The organism is Clavibacter sp. A6099, from assembly GCF_021919125.1.
GTDB classification, from domain to species: domain Bacteria; phylum Actinomycetota; class Actinomycetes; order Actinomycetales; family Microbacteriaceae; genus Clavibacter; species Clavibacter seminis.
Genome location: NZ_CP083439.1, coordinates 2,996,509 through 3,022,740 on the forward strand (window position 1 = coordinate 2,996,509; position 26,232 = coordinate 3,022,740).

29 protein-coding genes and 1 riboswitch are annotated in these 26,232 nt (G+C 74.0%); of the genes, 12 read left to right on the plus strand and 17 right to left on the minus strand.

The features are described 5' to 3' along the window. Positions 1 to 17 precede the first annotated feature (17 nt). From KYT88_RS14155 to KYT88_RS14170, 4 genes are all read right to left on the minus strand, one after another. Positions 18 to 1,271 (minus strand): PP2C family protein-serine/threonine phosphatase, encoded by a 1,254-nt coding sequence (locus KYT88_RS14155; RefSeq protein ID WP_051629230.1) that lies wholly within the window; start codon positions 1,269 to 1,271, stop codon positions 18 to 20. Positions 1,272 to 1,424: 153 nt separating this feature from the next. Further along, entirely contained in the window at positions 1,425 to 2,753 is a 1,329-nt protein-coding gene (locus tag KYT88_RS14160; protein ID WP_043584034.1) for a PP2C family protein-serine/threonine phosphatase, read from the minus strand. Next, positions 2,753 to 3,175 carry an ATP-binding protein gene (locus tag KYT88_RS14165; RefSeq protein ID WP_043584032.1) on the minus strand — a complete coding sequence of 141 codons (423 nt, stop codon included), beginning with the start codon at positions 3,173 to 3,175 and terminating at the stop codon, positions 2,753 to 2,755. Before KYT88_RS14165 ends, KYT88_RS14160 begins: the two co-directional genes overlap by 1 nt. Then, complete coding sequence (locus KYT88_RS14170; protein WP_043584030.1) at positions 3,168 to 3,506, minus strand: STAS domain-containing protein; 339 nt, start codon at positions 3,504 to 3,506, stop codon at positions 3,168 to 3,170. The genes KYT88_RS14165 and KYT88_RS14170 overlap by 8 nt, the downstream gene beginning before the upstream one ends. 266 nt (positions 3,507 to 3,772) lie before the next feature. On the opposite strand from KYT88_RS14170, the gene KYT88_RS14175 reads away from it, so the two are divergent. Further along, on the plus strand, positions 3,773 to 4,141 hold the full coding sequence (locus tag KYT88_RS14175) for a hypothetical protein (protein ID WP_043584028.1): 369 nt from the start codon (positions 3,773 to 3,775) through the stop codon (positions 4,139 to 4,141). On the opposite strand, the gene KYT88_RS14180 is transcribed toward KYT88_RS14175, so the two are convergent. Next, positions 4,138 to 4,764, minus strand: a complete 627-nt coding sequence (locus tag KYT88_RS14180; RefSeq protein ID WP_043584026.1) for a histidine phosphatase family protein — start codon at positions 4,762 to 4,764, stop codon at positions 4,138 to 4,140. The two genes, KYT88_RS14175 and KYT88_RS14180, sit on opposite strands and share 4 nt — an antisense overlap. A gap of 87 nt (positions 4,765 to 4,851) precedes the next feature. On the opposite strand from KYT88_RS14180, the gene KYT88_RS14185 reads away from it, so the two are divergent. The 4 genes from KYT88_RS14185 (at position 4,852) to KYT88_RS14200 (ending at position 7,706) form a co-directional block, all read left to right on the plus strand. After that, complete coding sequence (locus tag KYT88_RS14185; RefSeq protein WP_043584024.1) at positions 4,852 to 5,226, plus strand: hypothetical protein; 375 nt, start codon at positions 4,852 to 4,854, stop codon at positions 5,224 to 5,226. Between the two features lie 2 nt (positions 5,227 to 5,228). Further along, positions 5,229 to 6,032: a nitroreductase family protein gene (locus KYT88_RS14190; RefSeq protein WP_043584022.1), complete on the plus strand. Its 804-nt coding sequence runs from the start codon at positions 5,229 to 5,231 to the stop codon at positions 6,030 to 6,032. Between the two features lie 84 nt (positions 6,033 to 6,116). After that, the gene (locus tag KYT88_RS14195; protein WP_043584020.1) at positions 6,117 to 7,064 is read left to right on the plus strand and encodes a hypothetical protein; all 948 of its coding nucleotides are present in this window, start codon (positions 6,117 to 6,119) and stop codon (positions 7,062 to 7,064) included. 3 nt (positions 7,065 to 7,067) lie between these two features. Then, complete coding sequence (locus tag KYT88_RS14200; RefSeq protein ID WP_237583696.1) at positions 7,068 to 7,706, plus strand: hypothetical protein; 639 nt, start codon at positions 7,068 to 7,070, stop codon at positions 7,704 to 7,706. 15 nt (positions 7,707 to 7,721) lie between these two features. Here KYT88_RS14200 and KYT88_RS14205 read toward each other — a convergent pair whose 3' ends face one another. Beyond that, on the minus strand, positions 7,722 to 8,144 hold the full coding sequence (locus KYT88_RS14205) for a GNAT family N-acetyltransferase (RefSeq protein WP_043584018.1): 423 nt from the start codon (positions 8,142 to 8,144) through the stop codon (positions 7,722 to 7,724). 98 nt (positions 8,145 to 8,242) lie between these two features. Here KYT88_RS14205 and KYT88_RS14210 point away from each other — a divergent pair, with 98 nt between their 5' ends. The 3 genes from KYT88_RS14210 (at position 8,243) to KYT88_RS14220 (ending at position 11,437) form a co-directional block, all read left to right on the plus strand. Then, the gene (locus KYT88_RS14210) at positions 8,243 to 9,337 is read left to right on the plus strand and encodes an ice-binding family protein (RefSeq protein ID WP_043584016.1); all 1,095 of its coding nucleotides are present in this window, start codon (positions 8,243 to 8,245) and stop codon (positions 9,335 to 9,337) included. Positions 9,338 to 9,488: 151 nt separating this feature from the next. Continuing rightward, the gene (locus KYT88_RS14215) at positions 9,489 to 10,448 is read left to right on the plus strand and encodes a carbohydrate ABC transporter permease (protein WP_043584015.1); all 960 of its coding nucleotides are present in this window, start codon (positions 9,489 to 9,491) and stop codon (positions 10,446 to 10,448) included. Beyond that, on the plus strand, positions 10,448 to 11,437 hold the full coding sequence (locus KYT88_RS14220) for a carbohydrate ABC transporter permease (protein ID WP_043584013.1): 990 nt from the start codon (positions 10,448 to 10,450) through the stop codon (positions 11,435 to 11,437). The genes KYT88_RS14215 and KYT88_RS14220 overlap by 1 nt, the downstream gene beginning before the upstream one ends. 25 nt (positions 11,438 to 11,462) lie before the next feature. Here KYT88_RS14220 and KYT88_RS14225 read toward each other — a convergent pair whose 3' ends face one another. The 5 genes from KYT88_RS14225 to KYT88_RS14245 form a co-directional block, all read right to left on the minus strand. Continuing rightward, positions 11,463 to 11,786: a DMT family transporter gene (locus KYT88_RS14225; protein WP_043584010.1), complete on the minus strand. Its 324-nt coding sequence runs from the start codon at positions 11,784 to 11,786 to the stop codon at positions 11,463 to 11,465. 10 nt (positions 11,787 to 11,796) lie between these two features. Next, positions 11,797 to 11,861, minus strand: a riboswitch (guanidine-III (ykkC-III) riboswitch). Positions 11,862 to 11,912: 51 nt separating this feature from the next. Continuing rightward, a complete protein-coding gene (locus KYT88_RS14230) occupies positions 11,913 to 13,271 on the minus strand; it encodes an ABC transporter substrate-binding protein (RefSeq protein ID WP_043584008.1) in 1,359 nt (452 codons plus the stop codon). A 103-nt stretch (positions 13,272 to 13,374) separates the two neighbouring features. Continuing rightward, positions 13,375 to 14,286 (minus strand): alpha/beta hydrolase fold domain-containing protein, encoded by a 912-nt coding sequence (locus KYT88_RS14235; protein WP_043584007.1) that lies wholly within the window; start codon positions 14,284 to 14,286, stop codon positions 13,375 to 13,377. Positions 14,287 to 14,298: 12 nt separating this feature from the next. Continuing rightward, entirely contained in the window at positions 14,299 to 15,285 is a 987-nt protein-coding gene (gene glpX, locus KYT88_RS14240) for a class II fructose-bisphosphatase (RefSeq protein ID WP_043584005.1), read from the minus strand. Positions 15,286 to 15,343: 58 nt separating this feature from the next. Continuing rightward, positions 15,344 to 16,486, minus strand: a complete 1,143-nt coding sequence (locus KYT88_RS14245; RefSeq protein WP_043584003.1) for an AI-2E family transporter — start codon at positions 16,484 to 16,486, stop codon at positions 15,344 to 15,346. Positions 16,487 to 16,711: 225 nt separating this feature from the next. On the opposite strand from KYT88_RS14245, the gene KYT88_RS14250 reads away from it, so the two are divergent. From KYT88_RS14250 to KYT88_RS14265, 4 genes are read left to right on the plus strand one after another with little or no spacing between them, the layout of a single operon-like run. Continuing rightward, positions 16,712 to 17,848: a FecCD family ABC transporter permease gene (locus KYT88_RS14250; RefSeq protein WP_043584001.1), complete on the plus strand. Its 1,137-nt coding sequence runs from the start codon at positions 16,712 to 16,714 to the stop codon at positions 17,846 to 17,848. A gap of 60 nt (positions 17,849 to 17,908) precedes the next feature. Beyond that, positions 17,909 to 18,937 carry an ABC transporter substrate-binding protein gene (locus KYT88_RS14255; RefSeq protein WP_043583999.1) on the plus strand — a complete coding sequence of 343 codons (1,029 nt, stop codon included), beginning with the start codon at positions 17,909 to 17,911 and terminating at the stop codon, positions 18,935 to 18,937. After that, positions 18,934 to 19,743 carry an ABC transporter ATP-binding protein gene (locus KYT88_RS14260; RefSeq protein WP_051629229.1) on the plus strand — a complete coding sequence of 270 codons (810 nt, stop codon included), beginning with the start codon at positions 18,934 to 18,936 and terminating at the stop codon, positions 19,741 to 19,743. Before KYT88_RS14255 ends, KYT88_RS14260 begins: the two co-directional genes overlap by 4 nt. Next, positions 19,740 to 20,564: a class I SAM-dependent methyltransferase gene (locus tag KYT88_RS14265; RefSeq protein ID WP_051629228.1), complete on the plus strand. Its 825-nt coding sequence runs from the start codon at positions 19,740 to 19,742 to the stop codon at positions 20,562 to 20,564. Before KYT88_RS14260 ends, KYT88_RS14265 begins: the two co-directional genes overlap by 4 nt. A gap of 71 nt (positions 20,565 to 20,635) precedes the next feature. Here the strand turns inward: KYT88_RS14265 and KYT88_RS14270 are convergent, their stop codons facing one another. The 6 genes from KYT88_RS14270 to KYT88_RS14295 form a co-directional block, all read right to left on the minus strand. Next, the gene (locus KYT88_RS14270) at positions 20,636 to 22,138 is read right to left on the minus strand and encodes an ABC-2 family transporter permease (RefSeq protein WP_043583997.1); all 1,503 of its coding nucleotides are present in this window, start codon (positions 22,136 to 22,138) and stop codon (positions 20,636 to 20,638) included. Positions 22,139 to 22,143: 5 nt separating this feature from the next. Next, positions 22,144 to 22,782, minus strand: coding sequence for an ABC transporter ATP-binding protein (locus KYT88_RS14275; RefSeq protein ID WP_200871134.1), 639 nt, complete (start codon positions 22,780 to 22,782; stop codon positions 22,144 to 22,146). 183 nt (positions 22,783 to 22,965) lie between these two features. Next, positions 22,966 to 23,865: a M56 family metallopeptidase gene (locus KYT88_RS14280; RefSeq protein ID WP_156032177.1), complete on the minus strand. Its 900-nt coding sequence runs from the start codon at positions 23,863 to 23,865 to the stop codon at positions 22,966 to 22,968. Between the two features lie 33 nt (positions 23,866 to 23,898). Then, positions 23,899 to 24,309: a BlaI/MecI/CopY family transcriptional regulator gene (locus KYT88_RS14285; RefSeq protein WP_043583992.1), complete on the minus strand. Its 411-nt coding sequence runs from the start codon at positions 24,307 to 24,309 to the stop codon at positions 23,899 to 23,901. A gap of 45 nt (positions 24,310 to 24,354) precedes the next feature. Further along, positions 24,355 to 25,095 carry an ABC transporter ATP-binding protein gene (locus tag KYT88_RS14290; protein ID WP_043583990.1) on the minus strand — a complete coding sequence of 247 codons (741 nt, stop codon included), beginning with the start codon at positions 25,093 to 25,095 and terminating at the stop codon, positions 24,355 to 24,357. Beyond that, complete coding sequence (locus tag KYT88_RS14295) at positions 25,092 to 26,189, minus strand: ABC transporter permease (RefSeq protein ID WP_043583988.1); 1,098 nt, start codon at positions 26,187 to 26,189, stop codon at positions 25,092 to 25,094. The genes KYT88_RS14290 and KYT88_RS14295 overlap by 4 nt, the downstream gene beginning before the upstream one ends. Positions 26,190 to 26,232 lie beyond the last annotated feature (43 nt).

The window sequence follows — 26,232 nt, forward strand, 5'->3', positions numbered from 1 at the left end:
GGGCCGAGGATCAGCGCTCAGGCGCCGCCCGCGTAGCGCACGCACACCGCGGACACGTCGTCGCCTACCGTGCCGCGCGATGCCGCGGCGGCAGCGGCGTCCGCGATGCGGCCGACCGTCTCTGCGGCGTCCGCGGCCGTGCGCACCAGGTCGATGAGCGGGGCGACCGAGTCGAGGGATCCGTCGAAGAGGTCGAGCGCGCCGTCGGTGAACGCGAGGAGGCGATCCCCGAGTCGGAGCTCGCCGGTTCGCGCCGACCAGGAGGCGCCGGGCACGACGCCGAGCGGGAGGCCGAGCGCCGGCAGCATCTCGTGCGAGCCGTCCGCGCGGATCACCACCGTGAGGCCGTGGCCGCCGTCGGCGTACGCGAAGCGGCCGGTGGATCCGTCGACGCGGCAGTGCAGGAACGTCGCGAACGTCTCGGTCGCGTCGAGGTCGGCCTGGAGCTGCGCCTGCACCGCGGTGACGGTGCCCGCGGCGTCCGGCCCCCGGTGCGCCTGGAAGCCCGAGCGCACGGCCGACGCGAGGATCGCCGCGCCCGCGCCCTTGCCCATCACGTCGGCGATGGTCACGTGCAGCCCGTCGGCGTCCTCGCCCCAGGCGTAGAAGTCGCCGCCCACACCACGGGCCGGGCGGCTGATGCCGGCGAGGTCGAAGTCGGGCCAGAGCGGCCGGTCGACGGGGAGGAGCCGGCGCTGGATGTCGCCCGCGATCTCCTCGTCCCGGCTGTCGCGGAGCTCGCGCTCGACCCAGGCTCCCATCTCGTCGAGCAGCTTCTCCTGGTCGGGCGCGAACTCGCGCGGCTCGGTGTCGACGAGGCAGAGCGTGCCGACACTCTGGCCGCCGGAGATGAGCGGCCGTCCCGCGTAGAAGCGGATGTGGCGCGGGCCGGTGACGGTGGTGCGCTCGGCGAAGCGCGCGTCCTGCGTGGCGTCCGGCACCACGAGGATCTCGGGCGAGCGGATCGCGATGTCGCAGAACGACTGCGTGCGGTCCGACAGCAGGGAGACGCCCGCGGGCTGCGGCGACTTCGTGAACTGCTCGGCGTCGTCGACCAGGTTGATCTCGGCCACCGGCACGCCGAACAGCTCGCGCGCGACGCGGGTGACGCGGTCGAAGCGCTCCTCCGCGGTGGATCCGACGAGCCGCAGGTCGTGCACGGCCCGGAGGCGAGCGTCCTCGGCGGAACCGCGCAGGGTCGGGGCGTCACGGCTGGCGCGACCCGCGGGATCCGAGCCACCCGAGCGCGCGACGGTCTCCGGCATGGCCATGTGCTCCCCCTGGTGGATCGGGCGCCGTTCGCGCCGGGCGGATGCCGCCCGCCGCACGATCCCCCCGGACCGCGGCGCCTGCTTCGAGTGTATGCGCTGGTGTTCGGAGCCCACCCCGGATCGGAGGGGCTCCACAGCCAGCCGGGCGAGCCGTCACGCCTCGCGGCGCAGCACCACCACGGTCACGTCGTCGGGGTTGGCCTGGCCGCCGGCGAGGTCGGTGATCCGCCGCACCAGCTCGTCCGCCGACGCGGACGCGCGCGCCAGCTCGGCCACCCGGTCGACCGCGCGGAGCGTGCCGTCGTAGAGGTCGAGCACGCCGTCGCTGAACGTGACGATGAGGTCGCCCGGGCCGAGCACGACCTCGTGCGCGCCCCACCCGGACGCGCCCGGCACGCCGACGGGCAGGTCGCTGGACTCGAGCCGATCGTGGGTGCCGTCCGCACGCACGACCGCCGAGAGGCCGTGGCCCGCGTCGGCGTAGAGGACGGTGTGGTCCTCGGCGCGCACGCGGGCGTGGAACACCGTCGCGAAGGACGCGGCCGCGCTCATCTCCGCGGTGAAGCAGTCGGCGGTGCGCTCGATGGCGGCGACAGGATCCGGGACGTTCTTGGCGCTGCGCACGACCGCGCGCGCGGTGGCCGCGATGATGCCCGCCCCCACGCCCTTCCCCATCACGTCGCCGAGGGTGAACGCCAGGCCCTCCTTCACCGGGTACCAGTCGAAGAAGTCCCCGCCCACCGCCTTGGACGGCAGGCACGCGCCCGCGACCTGGTACCCGGCGAGCGGCACGGTCGCCTTCGGCAGGAGCGCCTGCTGCACGATGGACGCGCGGGTCAGCTCCTCCTCGCTCACCCGCTCCCGGTCGCGGGCGGCCTCGAGGCTGAAGCGGGTGCGCCGGGACAGCTCGTTGACCACGAGCGCCGCGACCGCGAAGGCCAGGGCGCTGAAGAACCCGCGCCACAGCTCGTTCGCGTTCTGCGAGCCGAGCCGGAGCAGGAGCGGGAGGCCGAGGCTCACGTAGACGCCGACGAACGCGACGAGCACGTTCCAGCGGCTGGGGTTCAGGCTGAACCAGACCACCGGGAGGATCAGCAAGGACCCGAACACGGACGCGCTCTCGCCCGTCCCGATCCGCAGCAGGCCGACGGCGAGGAAGTCGAGCGCGGGCACGACCACGGCGAAGCGCGCGAGGTCCGGGCGCAGGGTGACGACGACGGCGAGCAGGGTGCCGACCACGAGGATCCCGCACGAGACGAGGAGCGCGCGCGGCGCCGTGATCCCGAGCGTGGGCACGACCATGCTCGCCAGCACCGCGAGCACGAAGAGCGCCAGCATCGGCAGCTGCTTGAGCATGGGGGTGGGGCCGGACGTGCCGGCGGATCCGGATCGGGCGGCGGACTCGGGGATCCAGGCCGCGCGGCCGACCCACGCGGGGAACGGGAACGCGGCGAGACCGGACGCGCGCGCGGGCGAGCTCATCAGGACGCCTCGGGCTCGATCCGGGTCCGGCGGACGCTCCACACGTTCTCGCCGCCGACCCGCTCGTAGGTCAGCTCGTCGCAGAGCATCTGCACCATCGCGAGGCCGCGGCCCGACTCGGCGTCGGCACCAGGCATCTCGCGCGTGGTGAGGCGGAAGTCACCCGGCTCGGATCCGTCGCGCAGCCGCGCGCTCATCACGCCGTCGTCGACGGTGACGCTCACCACGCAGGTGACGCCCTGGCCGTCGTCGGCGTGCTCGATCACGTTGGATGCCAGCTCGATGAGCGCGGTCTCGAAGGCCATCCGGTCCAGGGCGCCCACGTCGGGGCGGTCGTCCCAGAGGCCGGCGACGAGCTCGTGGACCGCATCCACGTCGTCGGGCGGGGACTGGAGCGTGAGGCTGCGGGTGGTCTCAGTCACGGTAGGCCGCCTCGGCCGTCGGGGTGGAGATCAGCACCCGGTCGAGGTTGGAGAGCTGCAGCACCATCTGGACCTGCGGGCCGGGCGCCGAGATGCGGAGGTCGCCGCCGGCGTCGCGCGCGGAGCGGAGGCCGGCGATGAGGGCGCCGAGGCCGGAGGAGTCGATGAAGTCGACGCCGGCGAGGTCGACGACGATGCGCGCGGGCGCGGGATCCAGCGCGTCGTGGATCGCCTGCCGGAGCTCGGGGGCCGCGGCCATGTTGAGCATCCCTGCGGCCGTGACGACGGTGACGTCGTCCTCGCGTCGTGCGGTGGCGGTCGTGAGCGCCATGCGTCCCCCTCGGGTGTCCCGTGCACCGACGTCGGCATCCCCCGATGCGGCCGGCGGGCGGCGCCGGTCCCCCGCGGTCCCCCGCGCGGATCCCCTGACTCCACCGCCCCCATCCTCTCATCCATCGTCCGAGGAAATACGATGGGTCGGGCGTCCCGTCGCATGTCCGCGCGGCGCATCCGAGTGGCGAGGCCCACGACGCCCGATTACGGTGCCGCTGACCCGCACGCACGAGCACGGCCGCACAGGCCGCACGAGGAGAGACCGTGTCGACCGCACCCGATCACGTGCCGACCGAGCGCCGCATCACTCGGCTGGCGATCGAGACCTCCGTCGCGATGGCCTGGAACGCGGAGGGCGCGATCCGCGGTCTGCCGCCGCTCGCGTGGCAGCTCGGGGGCCCCTGGGAGGGCGTGCACTTCTCGGGCGACGCCGACGCGTACGCGCCCGAGGCGCGGCGTGAGGTGATCGAGTCGTGGATCGCGGGGCTCGGCCTGGCCGACGCCATCGACCTCACCGACGGCCCGCTCGCCCGCCGCGGCGAGGACATGGTCTGGACGGGCGCCATCGACGAGGTCGTGTTCGAGCTCCGCTACCCGGCCGAGTACGCGGATCCCGCCGGGCCGGACGCCTAGCCGGCGGGAGCGCTCCGCTCGCGCCACCCGGATCCGTCGCGCTCCAGCTCGATGAGCTGCCCGTTGGCCCAGACCAGCGAGCGCGTGAGCGCGGGCGAACGGCCGAGCGCCGTGAGGTAGAGCACGCGCAGCAGGTAGCCGTGGGCGACCACGAGGGTGGTGCGCGGATCCGCCGCGACGTCGTCGAGGATCGCGCGCGCCCGCACGGCCGCGGCCGCCCACGTCTCGCCGCCGTCGGGCGCCGCGGGCTCGCCGTCATCGCCCGTGAGCCATGCCGCGAACGCCGCACCGTGCACGGGTCCGCGCAGCTCGTCGCGCGTGATCCCCTCGAACCCGCCGAAGTCCAGCTCCACCAGCTCGGGCCGCGGCTCGGGCGCGACCCCCGGCGCGACGCCCTGCTCCTGCAGGATCCGCGCGGTGCTGCGGGCGCGCGACAGCGTGCTCACGAGGATCCGCTGGACGCCCTCCCCGCGCAGCCGCGCCGCGAGGGGCGCGAGCTGCTCGGCCGCGTCGTCGTCGACGTCGATGTCGGTGCGCGAGTCGTAGCGGTACTCCCGGTTCCAGGGTGTCGGCGCGTGCCGCGTGAGGAGCAGGCGCGCGGGCCCGGGCGGAGGTGTCTGCATGGGTCCATCCAACCCGGATCCCACCCGCGCTCGCACGCGCGCCGCCGCCCGGACGACGCACCCGGCACCGGACTAGCGTCGAAGGGGATGTCCAGGAGCCCGACCCGCGCCGCGCCGCCCGCCGTCCGCGCCGCGTTCGCCGCGGCGAGCGCCGCGTACCTCCTCAACTGCGCGATCGGGATCGCGGCGGCGACACGGATCCTGCCGCCCCGGCCCGAGCTCCGCCTGCACCACCGCGCGTACGTGCTCACGAGCGCGCTCACCGCGGTCGCGCTCGCGTCGCCGCTCTGGGCCGGATCCGCCGCGCGCCCCACCGCCCGCCGCGCCGCCCGCGCGCTCGCCCCGGCCCTGATCCCGCTCGCCGCGCTCCCCCGCGTGGGCACCCGCACGAGGCGGCATCCCGCCGTCGCCCTGACCGCCGCCCCCTGGTTCGCCCGGGGGATCCTCGCCACCTGGAGATGACCGTGGAGTTCCTCGACGTCCTGCGCGCCCGGAAGACCACCAACGGCGCCTTCCTGCCCGACCCGGTGAGCCAGGAGCACCAGCGCCTCCTCATGGAGGTCGCCGGCCGCGCGCCCTCGCAGCTCAACAGCCAGCCGTGGCGCTTCGTGCTGATCGAGGAGCGCGACACGATCGAGCGGATCGCCGACATCAGCGGCGCGAGCATGACCGAGACGATGTCGAACGGCACCTTCTTCGAGCGCTACAAGCACCACTTCCGCTTCTCGCAGGAGGAGATGGACCTGCGGCGCGACGGCATGCTCTTCGACCGGCTGCCCGCGCCGCTGCGGCCGTTCACCCAGCAGGCGTTCACGCGGCGCGGCCAGTGGCTCATGAACGCGCTGCGCGTGCCGCAGACCCTCGGCCGGGACAACCGCGCGCTCGTCGCGGGCAGCCCGCTCCTCATCGGCGTCATGCTCGACCGGGCGGAGGAGCGCCCCGAGTCGCTCGCGTCGTTCTACTCGACGTTCTCGATGGGCGCCGCGATGGAGAACGTGTGGCTGACCACGGGAGCGATCGGGATGGGGATCCAGTTCATCTCGTTCCCGATGGAGATCCGCGCGCAGTGGGCCCGGGTCGAGGAGCTGCTGCGCGTGCCGCCGGAGCTCGAGCTCAAGGCCGTGTACCGGCTCGGCTACCTGCCGCCCGAGGCGCGCCGCCCCGCGATCGACTGGTCCAGCCGCGAACGGAAGCGCCCGTCGCAGTACGTGTACCGCGGGACGTGCGACACCCCGCAGGAGGGGTGGGACGAGCCGGCGGCACGCTGATCCCGCGGCGCGCGCCTCGTTCTGGGGGCGCGGGCGGGCGCCTGCGGGGCGATCTCGGCCTGCCCGCGCCCGTAGGGTCGGAGCATGGCCGAGGGGACGTGGGTGCGGATCCCGTCCCCGAGCACCCGGCAGCGCTGGCTCCTCACGTTCGGCTCGCTCGCGATCCTCTCCCTCTTCCTCTGGACGCCCGTCGGCGGGCTCACGCGGATCGTCGACGAGGCCGTCGGCCCGTCGCCGCTCATCCGGGTGGGCCTGCCGATCGTGCTGGCGCTCGCGGTGCTCGGCATCGCGTACCTGATCGTCGCGGAGCGCACGCAGCCGCCCGCGGTCGACGTCGCGCGCGGCGTCCTCCGCATCGGCCGGAAGGAGTGGGGCTTCCGCGAGATCACGGGCGCGCGCATCGAGCTGGCGGGTGCCGAGGGCGACGACACCCTGATCCTGCGCTTCTCGACGACCGGGGACGAGAGCTGCAGCGTCGTCGTCTCCACGCGCGAGGGCGTGCGGCTGGCCGACGAGCAGCGTGACGCGCTCCTCGCCGCCATCCGCGGATCCCGCATCGCGCCGCCGCGCTCGAAGGACGACCCGCACGGCAAGTTCGCGCACATCGAGTTCCCGGGCCACCTGACCCTCGAGGACGCGGCGGCGCTCGTCGACGGCAGCGGGACCGCCGAGCCGATGGCCGCTCGAGGACAGCGCGGCCAGGGGTCGGGCGCGCGCAACGTGCACCCTGCCGACGGCACGGCTCGCGCGCTGTCGGCGAGGGGCCCGTCACGTCGCGCCCAGTACGGCGTCGCCGTGTTCGTGCTCCTCATCGGCATCGGCGCGGCCGTCATCGCGATCCAGCACCCCGGTGCCGTCTCCGGGCGTCGCGGCATCCCCGTGCTCGGGATCGCCCTGCTCATGCTGCCGGCCGGGATCGCGTACGTCCTCATCATCCGGCGCGACGCGCGACGGGCTGACGCACAGCGCGCGGCCGCCGCTCAGGAGGGCGCGGACGCAGACGAGCCCTCCCGCCCCTCCGACGGGAGCTGACGCGTGGCCGACGACGGCTGGGTGCGGATCCCGGCGCCGAGCTTCCGGCAGCGCCTGCTCTTCGGCAGCCTGTGGTTCGTCCTCGTCGCGTGGCTCAGCATGAACCCACTCGGCCTCCTCGGCCGCCGCGTCGAGGACTCCCTCGGCGGCGGCTGGCTCACCATCGCAGCGACCGTCGTGCTCGGCGTCGCCTCTGGCGGGGCGATCCTCCTCCTCGTCATCACGCGCCTCACGCCGGCGCTCGACATCGACGCCGGTCGCGGTGTCCTGCGCCTCCGCCGGCGGGAGCGTCCGTTCACCGATCTCGTCGGCGCGCTCGTCGAGGTGGCGCCCGTCCCGCGGGAGTCGCGGTACGACACACCCCGGAAGCGCCCGCAGCGGGTTCCCCTCGTGATCCGACTCGACCTCGCCGACGGCGCCCGGTTCCGTGTCGTGCTCGCCATCGGCGCGACCGACGCGCTCTCGCCCGAACGGACGGCGGCGCTCCTCGCCGCGGTGCGCGGGTCCCGGATCGCGCCGCCCACCGCCTCCTACGACCCCGACGGCCGCTTCACGCACCTCAACTTCCCGGGGCGCCTCGACATCCCCGACACGATCCGCCTCATCGAGGACCCGCAGCGCGCCCGCACGCAGCTCCGCTGACCGGGGCGACCCGCGTCACACCCGCAGCGAGAACGCCGCCAGCCCCTCCTCCGCGTGCGGCGCGAAGCCGAGCGAGCGGTAGAAGGGGTGCGAGCGGTCGCCGTCCTCGGTGCCGCCCGCGTCGGTGGTGAGCACGAGGAGGACGCCGGCCGGCTGTCCCGCGCGCACGTGCTCGACGAGCGCGCGCCCGACGCCGCCGCGCTGCACGTCGGGCCGCACGAGGAGGTCCTGCACGTAGCAGATGGTCGTGCCGTCGCCCACGGTGCGCGCCAGGCCGACGAGCCGGCCGTCCGCGTCGCTCGCGGTGGCGACCAGGTCGGATCCGGCGAGCGCCCGCTCGAGCCGCTCCGGGTCCCGCGTGTAGACGCTCCAGCCGACGGATCCGTAGAGGTCGAGCAGCTCGCCGCGGGCGGGGATCTCGTCGGCGAGGCGGGTCACCCCCACACCGTAACCGCCTGTGGACTCGACGCACGCGCGATGACCGCCCCTCGATACGGTCGCGGTTCCGCCCGCCAACCCTTCCGACGAGAGCTGCCATGCACCAGTCGCGCCACGCCTGCACGTCCTCATCCCGTCGGAGCCGATCCGGATCCCTCGCCGTCGCCTCCCTGGCCGTCGCGGCCATCGCCGCCTCCGGCCTCGGCGCCGCCCTCCTCGCCCCCGCGAGCGCGTTCGCCGCCACCGCCACGGTGGGCCTCGGCACCGCCGCGACCTACTCGGTGCTCGCCGGCCAGGGCGTCACCAACACCGGCCCCAGCACGCTGGCGGCGGATCTCGGCACCAGCCCGAACGCGGCCATCTCGGGCTTCCCGCCCGGCGTCGTCGGCGGCGCCACGCACGCGGCCGACGCCGCGGCCGGCCAGGCCCAATCCGACCTCACCACCGCGTACGACGACGCGGCCGGCCGCCCCACCACCGCCGCGGTGCCCGCCGACCTCGTCGGATCCACCCTCACGCCCGGCGTGTACACGGCGGGCGGCCCGCTCGCCAACACCGGCACCGTCACGCTCGACGCGCAGGGCGACCCGTCGGCCGTCTTCGTCATCCAGGCGCCGTCGACGCTCACCACGGGCTCGAGCAGCCGGGTGTCGCTCGTCAACGGCGCCCAGGCCTGCAACGTCTTCTGGCAGGTGTCGAGCTCCGCCACCCTGGGCACGAACTCGGGCTTCGCCGGCACGATCCTCGCGCTCACCTCCATCTCCGTCGGCACCGGCGCCACGGTCGACGGCCGCGCGCTCGCGCGCAACGGCGCCGTCACCCTCGACGACGACGCGTTCGTCGCCTCCACCTGCGGCACCAGCACGTCGCCCATCGGCTCCGGCACGACGCCCGTCGTCACGCCCACGCCGGCGCCCTCGTCCACCCCGGCGCCCACGCCGACCGGCGGATCCACCGGCGGCACGACGGGCGGCACCACCGGCGGATCCACGCCCACGCCGTCCCCCACGCCCACCTCCGACAGGCCGACGCCCTCCACCCCTCCCGGCGACGTGCCGCCGCCATCCGGCCACCTGCCCCGCACGGGCGGCGACGGAGCGCGCCTCGCCCTCGAGCTGGGACTGGGAGCGGCAGCGCTCGCGGCCGGCGTCGTCGCGGTGATCGCGGTGCGCATCCGCCGCCGCCGGCACTAGCCGCCGCAGCGCCGCACCACCCGACGCCCGTCCCCGCCTCGCGCGGGGGCGGGCGTCCGTCATGCGCACGGCCCTGTCGCCGAGGAGGAGCCGGGCTAGGGTCGGCAGCAGGAGCGACGACGCTCCGATCCCCCAGTCGACGAGGACCACCATGACGACGACGAGCCGACCTCCGCGCAGCAGCACCGCCGACCGGCCGGCCCGTCCCCGACGCTCCCGCATGGCCCGCCGCGAGGCGATCGCCGGCTACCTCTTCATCGGCCCGTGGATCGTCGGGTTCCTCGTCTTCACGCTCGGCGCGATGGTCTACAGCCTCGTGGTGTCGTTCAGCGACTACAACCTCGCGACCGACGTGGCCACCCCGGTCGGCACGGAGAACTACGAGCGTCTGTTCTCGGATCCGCGCGTGGCCCTGAGCCTCGGCAACACCCTCTTCTACGCCATCCTCGCGGTGCCGTTCGAGGTGTGCCTCGCGCTCCTGCTCGCGATCCTCCTCGCCCGCCTCGGCCGCGGCGCCGGCATCTTCCGCACCCTCTACTACCTGCCCAAGATGACCCCGACGGTCGCCACCGCGAGCGTCTTCCTGCTGCTCCTCAACGGCAACACGGGCGCGGTGAACAAGGGGCTCGAGGCGATCGGCATCGACGGCCCGCAGTGGCTCATCGACCCGGCGTGGGTGAAGCCGTCGATCGTGCTCATGACGCTGTGGGGCGTGAGCGGCACCATGGTGATCTTCCTGGCCGCCCTCAAGGACGTGCCGCGCGAGCTCTACGAGGTCTCGTCGCTCGACGGCGCCGGGCCCGTGCGGCAGTTCTTCGCGATCACCGTGCCCATGATCTCCGGCGCCATCTTCTTCAACGTCGTCGTGCTGACGATCGCCGCGCTGCAGGTCTTCGACCAGGCCTACCTGCTGTTCTGGCGGGACCAGACGAACGCGTCGCCCGACTCGTCGCTCTTCTACGGCGTGTACCTGTTCCAGCAGGCGTTCCGGTCGTTCGACTTCGGGTTCGCGGCCGCGATGGCGTGGCTGCTGTTCGTGATCGTGCTGCTGATCACGCTCGTGCAGGTCAAGCTGAGCAACCGGTTCGTCTACTACGAGGGGGACCGCTGATGGCCGTCACCGACCGCACGCCCGACGCCGCATCGACGCCCGCGCCCGCCGCCACCACCGGGGATCCGCGCCTCGCCGCCGCCCTCACGCCGCTGCCGTCGCGGGATCCGCTCCCCCGCCGCACGGACCCGGACCGCAGCCGCCGGATCCGCTCCCGCGTGGGCCGCGCCCTCATCACGGTGCTGCTCGTGGGCTTCGCGCTCCTCTTCCTCTACCCGTTCGCGTGGCTGCTCGCCGCGAGCCTCAAGCCGCGCGGCGAGGTCTTCGACAACTCCCTCTGGCCGCGCACGTTCACGCCGCAGAACTACGTCGAGGTGTGGGAGCAGCTCCCGCTCCTCGGCTGGATGGGCAACAGCCTCGCGATCGCGCTGCTGTCCGCGGCGCTCGTGTCGATCTCGAGCGCGCTCGTGGCGTTCGGCTTCGCGTACTTCCGGTTCCCGGGGCGGCGGATCCTGTTCGGCCTGGTGCTCGCGACGATGATGCTGCCGGGCGCCGTGACGATGGTGCCGCAGTTCCTCATCTGGAAGAACCTCGGCCTGATCGGCACGTGGATCCCGCTGTTCGGCATGAACCTGTTCGGCTCGGCCTTCTACATCTTCCTGCAGCGCCAGTTCTTCCTCGGGCTGCCGCGGGAGCTGTTCGAGGCGGCGAGGCTCGACGGCGCCAGCTACTTCGGGATGTTCCGGCGGATCGCGCTGCCGCTGTCGATCCCGTCGTTCGTCATCATCTTCATCTTCGAGTTCCAGGCCAGCTGGAACAACCTGCAGGCGTCGCTCATCTACCTGAACGCCGGCAGCGTCGAGGGCTTCACCGTGCCGCTCGGGCTCTCCTACGCGATGACCGCGTTCAGCCCGATGAACGGCGGGCAGGGCGACTACCAGCTCGTGATGGTGGCGGCGCTGCTCGTCACCCTGCCGATGCTCGTGCTCTTCGCGTTCGGTCAGCGCTACTTCGTGGAGGGCATCGCGACGCAGGGGCGGAAGGGCTGATCCGTCGGGCCCGCGCCGCGCGGGATCAGTGCCCGGTGTCGACGACCTTGAGGCCCACGACGCAGCCGACGAGGCCGAGCAGCAGCAGGACCTTCACGACGCTCGCGGGCTCGGATCCGGTGACGATCGCGTAGGTGACGGTGAGCGCCGCGCCGATTCCGACCCACACGGCGTACGCGGTGCCCGTGCTGATCTCGCGCATCGCGTAGGCGAGGCCGACCATGCTCAGCACGACGGCGACCCCGAAGACGATCGACGGCCCGGCCTTCGTGAACCCGGCGGACTTCCCGAGGGCGGTGGCCCAGACGGCCTCGAGCACCCCGGACACGATGAGGACGATCCACGACATGGCTGCTTCTCCTGGCCAGTCTTGTCGCGTTCCGGGTACTGATCCCTCGTCCGGGAGCGCGGATGGGCGCCCGACCACCACGGTAGCCGGGCGCCCTGGTCACGCCGTGTGCACGTCAGCGGCGGCTCAGCGCGCCGCCTGCTCGTATGCCCGCATGGCCGCGGTCTGCGCGTCGGCGAGCGCCTGCTCGGGCGTCTTGTCGCCGAGGAGCGTCGAGGCGACCGCGTTCTGCAGCTCGCTCTGGATCTGCTGCCCCGCCGGGGATCCGCCGATCGACCGGCCCTCCGCCACCACGTCGTAGAACGTCGCGATGGCCTGATCGATGCCGTCGTCGCCGCTCGGCACGACGTGGGCGTCGCGGATGGCCTGGTCGGCGGCCGGGGATCCCGTGAACAGGCCCGTGTTGATGCCGCCGTTCTCCGTCACGGTCGCGGCGCGAACGTCGCCCGCGGCCTCCCACGACTCCTGGCTGGTGAGGTCGAGCATCCACGCGCACGCGGCGTCCTTGTTCGCGGCGCCCGCGGGGATCACGAACGCGGATCCACCGGCCACCGCGAACGGCTCGCCGTCGCTGTCGCGGAAGGGCACGGCCGAGATGTCGATGTCGTCACGGTAAGGCGCGACCACGTTGAGGTACCACTGGGCGTCGATCTGCGCGCCGACCTGGTCCTTCACGAACTGGTTCCCGTCGCCGAAGGTGTCGAACGCGTCGCTGAAGCTCTTGCCCTTGGCGTAGCCGCCCTGCGCGTCGGACAGCTGCTTCAGGAACTCGAGGCCGGGCAGGTTGGCGTCGTCGTCGAGCGTGGGCTTCCCGTCGGCGTCGACGAGCTGGCCGCCGAAGCCGAGCATCCAGAGCGCGGCCTGCGCGGTGGGCACGGCGTCGAGGCCGAGCACGGCCGGGTCTCCGCCCGACTCCCGGTAGACCTTGCCGACCGCGTCCAGCAGCTGGTCGGGCTCCGAGGTGTCGAACTGGTCGCCCGAGACGCCGGCCGCGGAGAGCACGCGCTCGTTGAGGAGGATCGCCGGCGGCTGGAAGAACTGCGGCACGGCCCAGATCGCGTCGTCGTACCGGATGTCGTTCGTGACGGACTCGTAGAAGCGCTCCGCGGGATCCACGTCGTGTGCGGAGTAGCACTGGTCGAGCGGGAGGATGAGGTCCTGCGCCGCGTAGGTCGCCACGAACTGGCGGTCCATCTGGACGACGTCGGGCGTCTGGCCGCTCGCGACGCGGGTCGTGAACTTCTGCGCGTCGAACGCGGTCGAGTCGAGGTCGATCTCGACGCCCGAGAGCGCGTCGGCCGCGTGCGCGAGGCGGGCCTCGCCCACGTCGTCCGCGCCGTCGAAGGCCCAGGCCTTCAGGGTGCCGGTGGCCTCCGTGGTGAAGGAGGCGTCGGCCGCGCCCGTGCCTCCGGATCCGCATCCCGCGAGCAGCGTCGCCGTGGCGGCCGCCGCGACGACCGCGAGCGTCCTGTGTGTCCTGGTCATGGGGTACCTCCGAGAGCACGGCGGGCCTCGTCGCCCGCTCCTCGAACGTACGCCGCATCTCCCGCGGCGATCCGGGCGGCTGCGCCGGACGCGCGCGACGGCGTCAGGCGAGGAGCAGGTCCACCATCGCATCGCGCGCACGGGCGCCCTCGGGGATGGGCATGAGCGCGTACACGTGCAGGAGGTTCGGCTCCACGTGGATCCGCACCGGGTGCCCGACCGCGGCGGCCTTCCGCTCGAAGGCGCGCGCGTCGGCGAAGAGGATGTCGTGCGTGCCCGAGAACACGGTCACGCGGCCGAGGCCCGCGAGCGATCCGTGCATCGGGCTCACCCGCGGGTCCTCGACGGGCAGGTCGCCGCGCCACGACTCCACGGCCGCGCGCATGCCGTCGACCGCCAGCCACGGGTCGGTCGGCTGGATGCGGGCGATGAGCGGATCCGTGAACGACAGGTCGAGCGCGGGCGAGAGCAGCACCACATCGCGCGGCGCGGGCACGCCGCGGTCGCGGAGCACCATCGCGGTCGACAGCGCGATCTGCCCGCCGGCCGAGTCCCCCATGAGCGTGACGGCGCCGGGGCCGACCTCGGCGACGAGCGCCTCCGCGAGATCCGCCGTGCGCTCGACGACCTCGGCCGCCGTGGCCGACGGGACGAGCGGGTAGATGGGCACGGTGAACGTCGTGCCCGTGCGCCGGGCGAGCCCCGCGACGAGCCACCAGTGGAACGGGCTGATCTCGTGGGTCCAGCCGCCGCCGTGCGCGTACAGCGCGCGACGCCGGGACGCGGGACCGGTCGGGGCCACCTCGTACACGTGCCAGCCGCCCCGGATCCGGGCCGTCACGCGCACCCCGCGGAGCAGCGGCGGCGGCGCGAACGCGCCCGGTCGGACCACGCGCCGGTGCGCGCCGCCCATCGTGCGCGCGGGCGACGCGAACTCCGCCTGCCCGCCCACGAGGGCGATCACGGGCCGGGCGATGCGGGCCAGCAGGCTGCGGCGGGTGCGCGTTCCGGTCATGTCAGCATCGGATCAGCTGGCGGGGCTGTACCACTTGGAGACCAGGTGGTCGGCCTCCACGCGGCGGATGGTGCCCGAGTGCGAGCGGAGGACGATGCTCGAGGTGCGGATCATGCCGCGGTGCCGGGTGACGCCCGCGACGAGGGCGCCGTCGGTGACGCCGGTGGCGACGAAGTAGGCGTTGTCGCCCGTGACGAGGTCGTCCTGGTCGAGGATCCGGTCGAGGTCGTGGCCCGCGTCGATCGCGCGCTGCCGCTCGGCCTCGTCCTTGGGCGCGAGGCGGGAGAGGAGCACGCCGCCGAGCGCCTTGATCGCGCACGCCGTGATGATGCCCTCGGGGGTGCCGCCGATGCCCACGCACATGTCGATGCGCGAATCGGGGCGTGCCGCGTTGATGCCGCCGGCGACGTCGCCGTCGAGCAGGAGGCGGGTGGATGCGCCGGCCGCGCGGATCTGCGCGATGAGGTCGGCGTGGCGCGGCCGGTCGAGCACGGCGACCTGCATGTCCTCGACCGCGAGGCCCTTCGCGTCGGCCAGCGCGCGGATGTTGTCGCCGATGGGGCGGTCGAGGTCGACGACGCCGCGGCCCTCGGGTCCGGTGACGAGCTTGTCCATGTAGAAGACGGCCGACGGGTCGAACATGCTGCCGCGGTCGCTCACCGCGATGACGGAGAGGGCGTTCATGCGGCCGGCGGCGGTGAGGCTCGTGCCGTCGATGGGATCCACCGCGATGTCGCACGCGGGGCCGAATCCGTTGCCGACGTGCTCGCCGTTGAAGAGCATCGGCGCCTCGTCCTTCTCGCCCTCGCCGATGACGACGAGGCCGTCGAAGGCGACGGTGCCGAGGAACTTGCGCATCGCGTCGACCGCGGCGCCGTCCGCGGCGTTCTTGTCGCCCTTGCCGATGAAGGGGGCGGAGCGGATGGCGGCGGCCTCGGTGGCTCGGACGAGCTCCATCCCGAGGTTGCGATCCGGATTCGAGTAGTTCTCCTCGGTCATGTGGGGTCCTCCCGTAGAGACGTGCGCGGGCGGCTCCGTCGACTCCGCAGGTTCGTCCCTACGATTCTACGGCGGGGGTGCGGGCCTTCCAGCTGCCGCCCGCGATGTACCGCACCATCACGTTCAGCGTCGCGACGGCGGGCACCGCGAACAGGGCGCCGGCGACCCCGCCGACGTAGGAGCCAGCGGCCACGGACAGCACGACGGCGAGCGGGTGCACGTGCACGGCCCCGCCCATCACGAGCGGCTGCAGCACGTGCGACTCGAGCAGGTGCACGCCGATGACGGCGGCCAGCATGATGACGGCCTGCAGCGGCCCCACGAACACCAGCGCGATGACCACCGCGAACGCCCCCGAGACGATGGCGCCGACCACCGGGATGAAGGACGCGAGGAACACGAGGACCGCGATGGGGACGGCGAGCGGCAGGCCGAGCAGCCACGCCGCGATGCCGATGCCGACTGCGTTGCCCGCGGCCACGAAGATCTGCACGCGCGTGAAGGCGGAGAGCGTGCCCCAGCCCGCGCGGCCTGCGCCGTCGATGGCGGGGCGCGCGCGGCGGGGGAAGACGGACACGACGAAGCGCCAGATGCCGCGGCCGTCGATGAGCACGATGACGATGGTGAAGAAGGCGAGCAGCGCGCCCGTGACGAGGTGCCCGACGCCGAGCCCCGCGTCGAGCGCGCCGGTGAGGAGCGCCTCGCGGCTGTTCTCGAGGGCCTTCCCGGCGGACGCGAGGAGCGCGTCGTAGTCGGACGGCACCACGTTGAACGGCGGCTGCGCGAGCAGGTCGCGCACGGACTCGAACCGCTCCATCGCCTCGCGCTGCAGGGTGGGGATGCCCGTGCGGATCTGCGTGATGAGCAGGAGCACGAGCCCCGAGATGACGACCGCGGTGCCGAGCAGCGTCGAGGTGATGGCGACCCAGGCCGGCCATCGCCGCTTCCGCAGCGCGCCCACGAGCGGCTCCAGCAGCGCGCAGACCAGGAGGCCGATGAGGAAGGGGATGACCACCTCCTTGACCGCGACGAGGATCCACACGGCCGCCGCCACCGCGATGCCGATGACGAGCAGGCGCCACGACCACTCGGCCGCGAGCAGGACGCCCGGGGTGACGCCGCGCTGGGCGGCGCGGGCGGCGTGCGGGGCGGAGGCGGCGGGCGCGGGCTGGCCCGGCGAGGGCTCGACGTCGTGGGACATGGCGGTGCTCCGATCTCGATGCGCAAGGAGGAGGGTCCCTCGGTCGGAGGAGAGCCTGCGCGCCCATCATGGCGGGGCCCGACGGGAGCGCGGGCGACGGCGCCGGATGCGTGTGCACGAGGATCCTCCGCGCCGCTGTGCGGGATCCGTGCTCCGTCGTCCCTAGGCGTCGGGCGACGCTGCGCGGCTATGTGAGAATGCTTCTCGACAACAGGAGGACGCCCGATGGATCCGCTCGTCGAGCATCCCGATGCCCCCGCGCCCGTCGCTGCTCCCGCCGCCGCTCCGGCTCCGGCCCCAGCCGCATCCGCCCCCTCCGTCACCGCCGTCCTCCGCCGCGCGCGCCGCCGGGGTCGCACGACGATCGGCGCGCTCGCCCTGCTGCTCGCCGCGGTCGCGCTCGCGGCCCTCGCGATCGGGCCCGTGCCGCTGCCGCCCGCGACCGTCGCGGGGATCCTCGGCGAGCGCCTGCTCGGCCTGCCGCACGGCGACTGGTCGGACTCGGCCGCGCAGATCGTGATCGGGACGCGGGCACCGCGCGTCGCGATGGCCGTCGTCGCCGGCGCCGTGCTCGCGGCCGCGGGAGCCCTCCTCCAGGCGCTCGTGCGGAACGCGCTCGCGGATCCGTACCTGCTCGGCCTCAACTCGGGCGCGTCCACGGGCGTGGCCTTCGTCGTGCTCGTCGCGGGGAGCGGCAGCGCGCTCCTCTTCTCCGGGGCCGCGCTCGCGGGCGCGATCGGCGCGGTGCTCCTCGTGACCCTGCTGGCCGGCGCCGCCGACCGCCGCGGGCCGCTGCGGCTGGTGCTCGCGGGCCTCGCGGTCGGCTACGCGCTCAACGCCGCGACGAGCTTCCTCGTGTTCTCGAGCGACTCCCCCGAGGCCGCGCGGTCCGTGCTGTTCTGGCTGCTCGGATCCCTCGCCAGCGTGCAGCCGCTCGCCCTCGCGGGAGCCGCCGTCGCCGCGGCGGTCGGCCTCACGGCGCTCGTCGTGGTGGCGCCGCTCGTCGACGCGCTCGCGTCCGGTGACGACTCCGCGCGATCCGCCGGCCTCGACCCGGAGCGCGCCCGCATCGGCCTGATGGTGGGCGTCTCGGCGATGGTCGGCGTGATCGTCGCGGGCGTCGGCGGCGTGGGCTTCGTCGGCCTCGTGGTGCCGCACCTCGCCCGGCGCCTCGTCGGCGGACGCCACCGCCTCGTGATCCCGGCCGCCGCGGTCCTCGGCGCGATGCTGCTCGTCGGCGCCGACACGGTCGCGCGCACCGCCCTCGCGCCGCAGGAGATCCCGGTCGGCGTCGTCACCGGGATCCTCGGCGCGCCCTTCCTCCTCGTCCTGCTCCGCCGCGGCGGGACCCGCGCGGCCTGAGCCGCCGTCCCCGACGCCCCATCGCCGCACACCGCCCGACCGACCGACCCAGGAAGCCCCATGACCCGATCCCCCGCACCCCGCCGCCCGCTGGCCCTGCGCCGCCCGCTCGCCCTCGTCGCCGCCGCGACCCTCCTCACCGGGCTCGCCGCCTGCGCGCCCGCGCCCAGCAGCGCGCCGGGCACCGCGGATCCGACCGCCGGCACCTCCTTCCCGCTCACGATCACGAACTGCGGCTCGCCCGTGACCCTCGCGGCGCCGCCGCAGCGCATCGTGCTCGTGAACGCCGACGAGATCCCGAACCTCGAGGCGCTCGGCGCGGTGGACCGCGTCGTCGCGATGACCGGGTCCCTGCAGCCCGACCTCTACGACCCGGCGACCTACGACACGCTCGCGAAGGCCGACATCCTCTCGACCGAGACCAACGCGACGGGCGGATCCGTGGTGTCGCAGGAGAGCCTCATCGGCATGCGGCCCGACCTCGTCATCGCGCCCGAGAAGGCCGTCGACCGGGCAGCGCTGGCGGCCAGCGGCATCCCGCTCTACACGCCGAGCGCGTACTGCACGGATCCGGCGCCCGAGCTCCGCACGACGGCCACCTTCGACCGCGTCTGGGACGAGGTGCGCTCGCTCGGCGCGGTGCTCGGCGCGAGCGACCGCGCGGAGCAGGCCATCTCCGACGCGCAGGCGAGGATCGGCGCGCCCGCCGCGGACGCCGGCACCGCCGCCGCCCTCTACGTCTCGTCCGGCGGCAGCGTGCTCTCGCCCTACGGCGGCCCGAGCATGGTGACGCCCGTCTTCGCCGCGGCCGGTCTCACGAACGTCTACGCCGACTCCGACCAGCGCGTGTTCGACGCGAACGTGGAGGACATCGTGTCCCGGGATCCGCGCACCATCGTGATCCTCTACTCCAGCGGCTCGCCGGACGACGCGGTCGCCGCGTTCCTCGGCGCGCCCGGCGTCTCGGGGCTCTCGGCGGTGCGCGACAAGCGGGTCGTGGCGCTGCGGTTCCCGTTCACGGATCCGCCCAGCATGCTCACGACGAAGGGCCCGGCCGAGCTCACCGGGCTGCTCGCCACCCTGCCGTGATCCGCGCCGAGGGCGTGCGCGTGGTCGCGGGCGGGCGCGTCCTGCTCGACGACGTGTCGTTCGAGGCACCGACCGGATCCGTGAGCGGCATCGTCGGCCCGAACGGCGGCGGGAAGACCACCCTGCTGCGGGCGCTCGTGCGCGCCGTCCCGCTCGCGGGCGGCCGCGTGACGGTCGACGGCGAGGACGTCCGCACGCGCTCGCGCCGCTGGATCGCCCGCCGGATCGCCGAGGTCGGCCAGCGCCAGGATCCCGACGAGTCGCTCACCGTGGCGGACGAGGTCGCGCTCGGCGGGCTCGCGGAGCACGGCGTGCTGCGGGCGGGCGGATCCTCGCGCGACGCCCGGATCGCCGCCGCCCTCGACGCCGTCGGCCTCGCGCACCTCGCCGCCGACCGGCTCGCGACCATCTCGGGCGGCGAGCTCCAACGGGTCGCCCTCGCCCGCGCGCTCGCCCAGGGCGCCGGCCACGTGCTGCTCGACGAGCCCACCAACCACCTCGACATCCGGCACCGGCTCGAGGTCGTGGGGCTGATGCGGCGCATCGCCCCGACCGTGGTGGTCGTGCTGCACGACCTCGAGGCGGCCGCGGCGGCCTGCGACCACGTCGTCGTGATCGACCGCGGGCGCGTGGCCGGCGCCGGATCCCCGCGCGACGTGCTCCGGCCCGAGCTGCTCGACGCGGTCTACGGCGTGCGCACCACCGTGATCCCGGACGCCGACGGCCACCCCCACCTCCGCTTCACCCTCCCCGCGCCGGGCGACCAGCTCGACGCGTCCATCCCCCTCGAGAGGACCCGACCATGACCGACACCACCACCGCCCCGACGGCGGCCGACGCCGCCGTGATCGCGGACGCCCGCTCCCTCGCCGCCCGCTGGGACGCGCAGCAGACCGGCTACATCCGCCACCGCGCCGAGCGCTTCGCGACCATCGCGCGCGTCGTGCGGCACGTGGCCGCGGGCTCCGCCGCGCCGCGCATCCTCGACCTGGCCGGCGGCACCGGCTCGCTCGCCCTGGAGATCCTGGCCGCGATCCCGGGCGCCACCGCGGTCGTCGCCGACAAGGACCCGGCGCTGCTCGCCATCGCCGCCGACCTCGCGCTCGGCGAGCCGCGCCTGCACGTCGCCGAGGTGGACCTCGCGGACGCCGGCTGGGCGGATCACCCGCTCATCGCCGCGGGCGGCTTCGACGCCGTCGTCTCATCCACCGCCCTGCACTGGCTGCAGCCGGCCGCGCTCGTCGACGTGTACCGCGCGCTGCCCGCGCTCGTGCGCCCCGGCGGCATCGTGCTGAACGGCGACCACCTCTCCTACGACGCCCACCAGGAGGGCACGCTCCGACGCATCTCCCTCGCCGACGACCAGGAGGTGCAGGACGCGGCGTTCGCAGCCGGCGGCGTCGACACCTGGGACGCCTGGTGGCAGGCCGTCGCCGACACCCCGCGCTACGCCGACGCGCTCGCCCGCCGCGACGAGGTCTGGGGCGAGGAGCTCCACATCGCGCCCCCGAAGGTCACGCTCGGCTTCCACCTCGAGACGCTCCGCAGCGCGGGCTTCCCGGAGACGGGCACGCTCTGGCGCTACCTCGACGACGTGGTGCTGTACGGGGTGCGCGGGACCGACTGAGCGCGGGCGCGGGGCGCGGGGAACCGACCGCGCCTGCGCAGCCGACATCTCGATGTCCATCGACGGATCGATCACCTCGCCGCCACCCTCCGGACCACGCGACCGAGAGCGAGGCAGCTCAGGGCGGTGGTCGCGATCATCACCGGGACGGCGAAGGCGACCCGTGTTGGCTCGGTGAGCCGTCCCCACGACCACGGGTCCCAGCGCCAGAAGCGGTCCGCCAGGACGCTGCCGCCGATCAGCAGGGAGATGAACGTGCCGATGATGCCCGCGGCCGTCGCCACGACACGGCCCGCGGCGATCGTCAGCACGAGCTGCACGCAGGTCCACATGACGCCGGTCAGCGCGCACATGGCGACGAGCACCCGCACACGTGTCGAATCGACCCCGACGGCCCCGAGGACCAGGAGCGGCACGACGACCGAGCACGAGGTGACGAGCGCCGTGAGGGTCGCCGCGGCCAGCGCCGGCCGGACGAGGGCGACGGGCCTCGTCGCCACCGCTCGCCACGCGGGTCGCAGCCGACCCCACACGATCAGCGGGGTGACGGATGCCACCACGGGGACGACGGCGAGCGGCACCACCTGGAGCACGCGCGTCGGAGGCTGCCACCGGGTGATCAGGAGGACGGACGCGGTGGTGACGAGCGGCACGATCCACAGGGGAGTCCGTCGCAGGGCGACGAGGGTCGCCCGCGCGACGCTTCGCGAGGAGGCCTCGCGCCCGGCCCGACGCGGCTGCCAGGCCTCGGAGGGGCGTGAGAGCACGATGCGTGGTGCTCGGTCCTCCCCGTGCGTGACAGGAGCCGGAACGGCGGTGAGGTGATCCACCCCAGGGAGGCCGCCCTCACGGCGACGGACGGTCACGACGAGCACAGCGAATCCGATGCAGGCCAGGGACCAGGGGAGGGGGTCGATCTGCGCCAGGGGAGAGCCGGGTGGCAGCGTGATCCCGTTGGAATGGGTCCCGAAGAGCGGGATCGTCGCCCGGACCGCCCAGGCGGGCGGCACGGCGAACGCGAATGGGGACTCCGCTGCCAGCGCACCGACGACGCACCACACCGCGCCGATGCCCAGCGACGCCAGCAGGCCGAGACGGCGCCCCACGCGCACGATGACCGCCGCGATGCTCACCGAGCCCGCCCACAGCGTCGCCACCACCTCGGCGACACGTGCCCAGGGGAGCGTGGCGATCGCCTCGTGCGTCGTCCCGACGGCCAGGACGCCCGCGACGGCGCCGAACGTCGTCATGAGGATGAAGAGCGCGGAGATGGCGGACTTCGCCGCATCCATCTGCCATCGAGCCACCGGACGCCACCACGTGCCCCCACCCCGGGAGGCGCGGTCGCCCGACAGGGAGACGGCCACGACGAGCACGGCCAGCATCGGTCCGACGAACACCGCCCACGGATTCAGCCACGCGAGGACGGCTGTCCAACCGGGGGACACCGATGCTCCGGACGACAGGAGGCCCAGACCTCCGCCCACGACGAGCCCGGCCCACGGGATGCGAGCCGACACGTCGCGACGCCAGCGGGCCTTCTCGGCGCGCAGGACGCGCGCCATCGGGACCACGGCGCTCATCGTCCCGCGGCGGCGGTGAGCCGGAAGTACTGGCGCTCGAGGTCGCCATCCGGGGCCACCTCGTGGAGCGGCCCCTGATGCACGAGCCGACCCCCGACCATGACACCCACGTCGTCTGCGACAGCGGCGACCTCGGCGAGGACGTGGCTGGACAGGACCACCGTCCGACCGGAGTCCGCGATGCACCTGAGGAGCCGCCGCGTGTCAGCGATGCCCTCCGGGTCGAGACCGTTCTGCGGCTCGTCGGCGATGACGAGCTCCGGCTCGCCCAACAGCGAGATCCCGAGAGCGAGCCTGCTCTTCATCCCCAAGGAGAAGTTCCGCACCGCCTTCCGTCCCGTCGAGGCCAGCCCGACCAGATCGAGCGCCGTGTCCACTCCGCCCCCGTCGAGTCCCAACAGGTGGGCATGGACCTGGAGATTCTGCGCGGCCGAGAGGTGGTCGAAGAGGCTCGGACCGTCCACGCTCGCCCCGAGCCGTCCCAGCGACCGTCGGCTCCAGGGTTCGCCGAAGAGGTCGATGCCGCCGGCGGTGGGCTTCAGCAGCCCGAGGATCATCTTGATCGTCGTGCTCTTGCCCGCGCCGTTCGGGCCGAGGAGCCCGTAGACGGTCCCCGGTCGGACCGCCAGGTCCACGCCCTGCACCACCGTCGCCCGGCCGAACCGCCGCGAGAGCCCGCGGGTCTCGATGACGAGGGCCGACGGTGGCCCCGTGAGCGACGCTCCTCGACCCGCACTGATTCCATCGGACATGCTCCCGCCTTCCCGGGCTGATCTGAGGTCGCCCGCAACTGCTACAGAACGTAGCAGTTGATCGACTCAGAACACGACGACGAACACCAGCAGGGCGATGACGATGCCGCCGGCCGCCACGAGCCGATCGATCACCGGCTCGTGGCGGACAGGAGTCGCGAGCGCCGTGATGCGCCGCTCGAGCACCCCGGCGGCCCCCACCATCCCGGCCACGCCGACCGGACCACGACCTGCCGGCGAGCTGCCCGCACGAACCGCCGCCAGTAGCGCGCAGGCCACGCGATGATCGCCGACGCGGCGTCGCGCGTCGGCGTCCGCCCATTCCTCGGTGGCGGCGACGACGTCCTCCCGGATCGAGCGCCCGCCGGGGATCCACCACCAGGCACGGACGGCGCAGACGGTCACGAACCTCAGGAGGGGATGACGATGACGCCGATGAGATGACTCGTGGGCGAGCACGACGTCCGCGTCGGGCCCGTCGAGGACGGATCGGCTCGCATGGATGCGCGGGAACAGGAGGCCGGAGACGCACGGCCCGGTCGCATGCCGCTCGGACAGGACGCGTACGTCACCGCGACGCGCCACCACCGCACGAGCGAGTCGCCGCTCGGAGACCAGCACCTCCACCGCCCCGATGGCGAAGGACGCGACGATGGATGCGAGGGGCACCACGGTGAGCAGCATCAGGAGGAACCCGGCGAGCGAATGCAGCGCGTCGGACGGCGGAGCGTCGGAGATCCCGTAGGCCAGGGGCATGCGCCACGGGACCAGGTCGCGGAGGGGCGTGCTCGGGTCGAAGGGGACGAGGAAGGCCAGCAGGGGCGCCACCGCGACCGCGGTCGCGACATGCGCACGACTCCTCGGCGCGGCCCGCATCGCCCCCGTCCTGCGCCAGACGGCCCAGGCCGACCGCACGACGAGCGGCCCCCACAGGGCGAGGACCACCTCCGGATAGCCGATCATCACGGCGTCCACGCTGCGATCAGTCCCCGCTCGTGATCACGAGCGATCCGATCCACCGGAGCGGTCGACGACCGCCTGCAACCGCGCCACGAGCTCGTCGAACTCGGGTGATGCGGGATCGATCTGATCGACGAAGCTGCTCACCGCCACGCTCCCGAAGCCGGCGAGCAGGTCCCTGCTCGACCTCGTCGCGGCCAGGCGCGTCATCTCCTCGCGAGTGGCTGTCGTCGAGTAGCGGAACGCCCGTCCGTCCTTGACCCGCGCGAGATGGCCCTTGTCCACCATGCGCTCCATCACGGTCTTCACCGTGGAGTAGGCCTGTCGACCCGGGAGCTCCTCGACGCAGCCCCCCACGGAGGAGTCGCCGATCCTCCAGAGAGCCTCGAGGATCTCGTACTCGAGAGGGCCGAAGCTCGCGGCGAGACCGCGGGCTCCGGTCGACGTCATGCGACAGAAGGTAGCAGCAACCGCTGGTCGATGGATGCCGACGGCTCATCGAGGCGCACCCACCGGCGGTTCGGCTGAGAGGGACGCCCCGTCGTGATCGAGACCGGCCTCCTCGACACCCGCGATCCGCCCGTCCACCACCGTCACGAGCCGGTCGAGCGCGGCGCGGTGCACCAGGTCGTGGGTGACGAGCAGGGTCGCCGTGCCGCGCTGGTGGCTGAGCTGCGCGATGAGGTCCATGATCTCGGCGCCGCGCTCCTGGTCGAGCGCGCTCGTGGGCTCGTCGACGAGGAGCACGGACGGGTCGTTCACGAGCGCGCGGGCGATGGCGACGCGCTGCCGCTGCCCGCCGGAGAGCTGGGCGGGCCGCTTGCCGGCGTGGGCGGCGAGGCCCACCGCGTCCAGCAGGGCGTCGGCCCGGCGACGGACGGCGGTCCGATCCCGACGCCCGCCGCCGAGCTCCGCCATCACGAGCAGCTGCTCCCGCGCGGTGAGCGACGGCACGAGGTTCGACTGCTGGAACACGATCCCGATGCCGTCCCGCCGCAGCGCGGTCGCCTCCTTCTTGCTGAGGGTCGCGGCGTCGACGTCGCCGATGAGCACGCGGCCGGAGTCGGGCCGGATGAGGGTGGCGGCGACCGCGAGGATCGACGACTTGCCGGAGCCCGACGGCCCGGTGATCCCGGTGACGACGCCCGCGGGCGCCGTGAGCGTGACGTGGTCGACCGCGGTGACGCGGGAGTCCCCGTCGGGGAAGGTGAGGGTGACGTCGTCGAGGTGGATCATCGGTTGCTCCCGAGTGCGGTGAGGGGGTCGGCGTGGGTGACGGTGCGGAGCGCGACGGCGGCGCCGGCGAGCCCGAGGACGGCCATGGCGGCCGCCGGCAGGAGGGTGGTGAGCGGGCTCAGCAGGAAGGGGATGGTGCCGCCGGCGAGCGCGCCGAGGCCGACGACGACGGCCATGCCGACGCCGATCCCGAGCACCAGGACGACGAGCGCCTGGCCGAGCGCGTCGCGGATCAGGGACGCGTCGGACGCTCCGAGCGCCTTCAGCACGGCGATGTCGCCGGCCCGCTGCATGGTCCACACGGTGAAGAAGGCGCCGACGACGAGGGCGGAGACGCCGAACAGCATCGCGATCATGAGGGCGAGGGATCCGATCTCCGACTTGAAGGTCTCGAGGGCGCCGAGGCTCGCGAGGGCGGGCGACGCGGAGGTGCGGCTGGCGCTCGCGGCGGCGGCCCAGTCCGGGGATCCGGAGACGGCGAGCACGGTCGCGTCGCCGTCGCCGCCGAGCCGCTGGTCGGCGTCCGCCCAGGCGTTCGGCGTGAGCGCGACGACGGGGGTGTGGCTGTAGGAGGCGTCGCCGCCTATCGAGGCGACGTCGTAGGCGGCGCCCGCGATCGTGATCCGGTCGCCGACAGCCGCGTGCAGGGCGCGCGCCGCCTCGGACGACAGCCCGACCTCGTCGTCCGCGGTGGGCGCCAGGGCGGTGACCGTGGAGGACGGCGCGCCGTGCGGGACGCCGAACAGGGCGACCGCGACGGCATCCGCGCCCGCGCCGCCGGCCGCTCCCGCGCCGGTCGCCCGACCCTGCGCGATCCCGATCGGCGTGACCGCGGTGACCCCCGCGGTGCCGCGCCAGGCGGCGACGGTGGCGTCGTCGAGCGAGGACTGGGAGAACGACGGCTGCCCGGAGTCCGTCTGGGCGAGCACGAGGCGGTCCCCGGGGAGGCCGAGCACGGCCGACACGTCCTGCGCGGCGAGCCCGCCGGTCAGGCCCGCGAGGAACCCCACGAGCAGGGTGATGAGGGCGACGACCGCGCCGATGAGCACGAACCTGCCCCGGGCGAATCGGAGATCACGCCAGGCGACGAACACGATGGATCCTTCCGGCGCCGAGGTCCTTCCCCGCCGCCGTGAT